General features: G+C 35.9%; 2 protein-coding genes and 1 pseudogene. All 3 read right to left on the reverse strand.

Annotated features, from left to right (window positions below):
- Positions 1–159: 159 nt before the first annotated feature.
- The gene (locus AC22ZQ_RS13845; protein WP_318959355.1) at positions 160–1815 is read right to left on the reverse strand and encodes a M1 family metallopeptidase; all 1656 of its coding nucleotides are present in this window, start codon (positions 1813–1815) and stop codon (positions 160–162) included.
- Between the two features lie 64 nt (positions 1816–1879).
- A complete protein-coding gene (locus AC22ZQ_RS13850; RefSeq protein ID WP_318959356.1) occupies positions 1880–2554 on the reverse strand; it encodes a hypothetical protein in 675 nt (224 codons plus the stop codon).
- Between the two features lie 126 nt (positions 2555–2680).
- Positions 2681–3005: pseudogene (locus AC22ZQ_RS13855) on the reverse strand (DNA topoisomerase IV subunit B); the annotation flags it as partial.

Here is a 3005-nt window from a genome sequence, read left to right on the forward strand (position 1 = left end):
ATAAAAGCGAGCGGCTTCACTTGCTGAATTATCAAGCCAAATACAGGTATTAATATGCTTTTTCATGTTTTCTTACTTTAAAGTGATTCGTCTGTCTACACACAAGTTACTACATCCCTTTAAAATTTAAAAGAAAAAAACAAGCTCACCTATTAAAAATTATTTGACGGCATACAATGATTGTTTTTTGAAACGGTAACTCCCTGCAGGGTTATATTCCTTTAATTGTACTTTTTGACTTTCTAAACTCGGTGTTAAAATCATTTCCTCTCCATTGTTCATGAATTTCACTTTTAACGCATTGAAATTAGCAGGTACATTTGTCCATCGATAACTCAATACACCTGAAGATGAAATTTCATAACTTAACTCCGGACTCTGATGTTGATGCAGGTAAACATTAAAAAACCAAGCGTAATCTTTTCCGGTTTTTGCATTAACCACATCAATAAAATCTTGAGACTCCACCAAGGTATATTTGTATTGATCATAAAACGATGAGATAATATCAAAAAAGAGAGTGTCGTTATCGAGTTGTTCTCTCAACGTATGCAAGATCCAAGCTCCTTTCACATAGACATCCGAGTGTTTACGGAAATGAAACCAACGCCTGCCTTCTACTCCAACAACAGGATATTTATTGTTTATCCTTGATCGGTTACTATTAAGGCTAATGTCATAATATCGCCGGCCAAAAATCTGTTCATAATACACGGATTCTGAATAGGTAGCAAAACCTTCTTGTATCCAAACATCTGCCAAGTCTTTCACTGTAATACTATTGCCCCACCATTCATGTGCCGTTTCGTGTAAAATAATATAGTCTGTAGTGAAAAAACGTCCATTTTGATATCCATTTCCATAGGCAATGGCTGATTGATGCTCCATTCCTGCATAAGGTGATTCAATCATTTTAAATCCATCTTTATACCAAGGGTACAAACCAAATGTTCTTTCATATACCTTTAAAATATGATGGGTTTGTTTAAAATGTTTCTCCGCTTTTTCCGCATGCGATTTCAACACATAATAATTCAGCATTAAATCATCGCCTTCCAAACCTTTATACGTGTCTTGGACCAATACAAAGTCGCCCACATAAATGGTAACATTATAGGTATTGATGGGATAAGATACAAACCAGGTAAAACTCGTTGTATTTGCGTTCTCTTTTGTGTTTTCTAAGACACCGTTTCCTACGCCAATCAAACCTTTGGGAACCGTATAGGTCATCCGCACACTGTCTGGCTCATCTGCTGTATGATCTTTTAGTGGCCACCAAAGACTCGCTCCATCCGATTCGCAAGCCACACCAATCCATGGTTTGCCTTCTTGATCTTTTTTCCATACAAAGCCCCCCTTCCAAGGTGCTTTTTTCGCTTCTTCAGGTTTACCTTTATAGACTGCTTTTAAAATAAATTCTTCGCCCTGATGATGTGTCGTTTGAACAAATACAGCGCGGTGCTTTCTAGAAAAAGTTAATTGCTCATTGGTACTGGCATCTTCTAGGGAAGTTATTTCAAAATTTGGATGGAGGTCTATCTGTAAGGTATCAAAATCTTCAGTTGCCTTCGCGTGTATAAAAACAGTTCCTGAAAGCCCTTTATTTTCGGCGTCTACAGATAAATTCAAGTTGTAATAGTTAACGTCAAAACAAGTTCTAAAGGAGGTTAACTCTCCCAATAGAATTTGTTCTTCGCTAAACTTTGGAATCTTTCCTTCTTTTTTGGGGTTGGCCATTTCTGAACGAAAGATAGAACAGGACCCAAACAATAAGGCTAGAATTAAGGCTAATAGGTAATTGATAAATTTCATATTGTATAGTCTAACTACTGTTAGACTATGAATAGGTGGAAAAGTTACATGCATGGATTAATTTTTATTCTTCTTTTAAAATATATTGCATACCATACATCACTGAAAGTACACAACGTTTTGGCCTCTTATCAATATACAATGTTCTAGCTCTATCTTCAAAAGAGAGCGGATTTCTAATTCCACTCGAAAAATTAATACTGACAACGGTTATATTGAGTATCGTATCAACAGACTTTTCTGAATAATAAGTGTGTAAATTATAAATTGAATCTCTTAAACTTTCTTTTAAGGAATTACTTATTTTAACTTCATCTACAGGGGCAATTTTTAAAGAAGAATGGAATTTCTCTAGTGCATATTTTGGCATTTTACCCAGTAGCCTACTATGTACGTCGATAGGTTTGAAGGTTTTTGGTAAATAGAAAATCACACTTTTCATCATGCGACTACCTACCCTTATTCCATCCATGAACTCAGAGGTGTAATAACTGTGTTCACTGTAATCCGAAATGTTGTAAACCTCCAACAATTTCAATAATGTATCTTCTATACTTTCACAAGAATAAGTTAATACATAATCAGCATGCTTTCTATCGATTTTTTGAAAGTTATAAACCTCACCAAAGTGTAAAGTAACCTCTGAGCCTAGATCTGTCAATATCGTATCATAACTCATATATAACTCTAGAGTAAGCGTATCCTGTTTATTCCTTCCAGCGGACGCTATAAAACTCATCAGAATACATAATGATAAAAGAAAATGCTTCATAGTGTTTTATATATTGAATAACAAGGGTGATTAAAAGTAACAAAAAAGCCCTTCTCAAATTGAGAAGGGCTTCATAATACATAAGATTATGTATTAAATATCAATATTCGCATACTTGGCGTGTTTCTCGATAAACTCTTTACGAGGTGGAACTTCGTCTCCCATCAACATAGAGAAAATCTGATCACTTTCTGCAGCGTTTTCAATAGTTACCTGACGCAACGTTCTTCCCTCCGGGTTCATGGTTGTATCCCAAAGTTGTTCCGCATTCATCTCTCCCAAACCTTTGTAACGCTGTACACCAACTGAAGAAGCTGGTCCAGATCCTTTGAATTGGTCTACCAAACGGTCACGTTGGTCATCGTTCCATGCGTAATCTGACTTCGCACCTTTCTTCACTAAGTATAAAGGAGGCGTC

It is taken from the genome of Lishizhenia sp., assembly GCF_057456495.1.

Excerpts from the sequence above, each read along its gene's own strand:
- AC22ZQ_RS13845 (WP_318959355.1), bottom strand. The coding sequence starts at position 1,815 with ATGAAATTTATCAATTACCTATTAGCCTTAATTCTAGCCTTATTGTTT.
- AC22ZQ_RS13850 (WP_318959356.1), bottom strand. The coding sequence starts at position 2,554 with ATGAGTTTTATAGCGTCCGCTGGAAGGAATAAACAGGATACGCTTACT.